This is a genomic window from Spirillospora sp. NPDC049652 (genome assembly GCF_040675125.1).
Lineage (GTDB): Bacteria > Actinomycetota > Actinomycetes > Streptosporangiales > Streptosporangiaceae > Spirillospora.
Window position 1 is genome coordinate 1 of sequence record NZ_JBFAOF010001401.1, and the last position, 1423, is coordinate 1423.

The 1423-nt window shown below is 74.5% G+C and carries 3 protein-coding genes; 1 reads left to right on the plus strand and 2 read right to left on the minus strand.

Annotation, left to right across the window (positions count from 1 at the left end):
• Positions 1 to 145: 145 nt before the first annotated feature.
• Together AB0J52_RS40560 and AB0J52_RS40565 are read right to left on the minus strand one after the other, a co-directional pair.
• Positions 146 to 637 carry a nucleoside deaminase gene (locus AB0J52_RS40560; RefSeq protein ID WP_500188537.1) on the minus strand — a complete coding sequence of 164 codons (492 nt, stop codon included), beginning with the start codon at positions 635 to 637 and terminating at the stop codon, positions 146 to 148.
• Positions 638 to 673: 36 nt separating this feature from the next.
• Positions 674 to 1090 carry a carboxymuconolactone decarboxylase family protein gene (locus AB0J52_RS40565; RefSeq protein WP_500188538.1) on the minus strand — a complete coding sequence of 139 codons (417 nt, stop codon included), beginning with the start codon at positions 1088 to 1090 and terminating at the stop codon, positions 674 to 676.
• 70 nt (positions 1091 to 1160) lie between these two features.
• On the opposite strand from AB0J52_RS40565, the gene AB0J52_RS40570 reads away from it, so the two are divergent.
• A partial coding sequence (locus tag AB0J52_RS40570) for a LysR family transcriptional regulator (protein WP_500188539.1) occupies positions 1161 to 1423 on the plus strand: 263 nt, incomplete at its 3' end.

Below are 1423 nucleotides of genomic sequence, written 5' to 3' on the forward strand. Positions count from 1 at the left end.
GGCCGCACGGCCCCGAGGCGCGCCCCGGCGCCCCGCCGGCGTGCGCCCCGCCCCACCGACATGCGCCCTGCCGCGTCGGCGTGCGCCCCACCCCACCGGCGCGCGCCCCCCACCGGCGTGCGGCCCGCCGTGTCGGCGGACGGGCTCAGCCCCGGCTGTGCAGGGTGCGCTGCAGCTCCCGGATCTCGTCGGCGAACTCGCGCACGGGTCCCGCCACCGGCAGGCCGGGGACCACCTCGTTGATCGCCAGCGGCCGGACGGGCCCCGGCGCGACGCCCAGCTCGCGGAGCCAGCCGCCGAGCTGCTCGGTCGAGGACGCGTAGACGATGCGTCCGAGCCCGGCCCAGCCGTGCGCGGCGGCGCACATCGCGCAGTGCTCGCCGGAGGTGAAGACGGTCGCGGCGGCGCGCTCGGACGGCGACAGGTGCGTGCCCGCCCAGCGGGCGATCTCGAACTCGGGATGCCGGGTGCGGTCGCCGTCCTTGACCCGGTTGCGGTCCTCGAACACGACCTCGCCGGAGGCCGTGACCAGCACCGACCCGAACGGCTCGTCGCCGTCCGCGAGCGCCTCGGCGGCCAGGTCCACGCAGCGGCGCAGGTGGGCCCGCTCGGTCTCGGTCGGCTCGTACCAGGTCACGTCCGTCTCCCCTCTCCCGCTCCGTCCCGCGGAGCCTCAGGCCGAGGTTAGACGATCTTCAGCGGCGGCCGGTGCGACCCCCCGCTCGGCGAACACCCGCTTGGCGACGAGGGTGGCGTTGACCGCGCGCGGCATTCCGGCGTAGACGGCCGAGTGCAGCAGCGCCTCGGAGATCTCCGTGGCGGTCAGCCCCACGTTCAGCGCCGCGTTGATGTGGACGTCCAGCTCGATCTCGCAGCCGCCGAGCGCGGTCAGGATCCCGAGCGTGACCAGCTGCCGGTCCCGGGGCGCCAGCTCGGGCCGGTCGTACATGTCGCCGAACGCCCAGGCGACGATCTGGTGGCCGAGCTCGGGCGACACCTCGCTGAGCGACGCGACGACGCGCTGCCCGCCCTCGCCGTCCACCTTCTCCAGGACCTGCATGCCGTGCTCGAAACGCTCGGAACTGTTCATCGTCGTGCTCCTTCGGTCGGTGCGATGTCCCGATCCTGTCCCGCGAACCGCCCTGTTCAGCCTGCTGAGCATGAGCTTCTATGCTGTCCATGCCTGGGAGGTATGGATGGAGATTCGGCTGCTCGGCTACGTCGTCGCGATCGCCGAGGAGGGGTCGGTCAGCGCGGCGGCGCGTCGGCTGCACCTCACGCAGCCGACGCTCAGCCGCCAGTTGCGCGACCTGGAGCGGGAGCTCGGCACGCGGCTCTTCGAGCGGGAGGGCCGCGGCCTCGTGCCGACCGAGGCGGGCCGGGCGCTGCTGCGCCGGGCCCGCGTTATCCTCGCGGAGTCGGC

What these genes read in the sequence shown, in the direction of transcription:
- AB0J52_RS40565 (WP_500188538.1), bottom strand. Translation starts at nt 1,090, where the DNA reads ATGAACAGTTCCGAGCGTTTCGAGCACGGCATGCAGGTCCTGGAGAAG.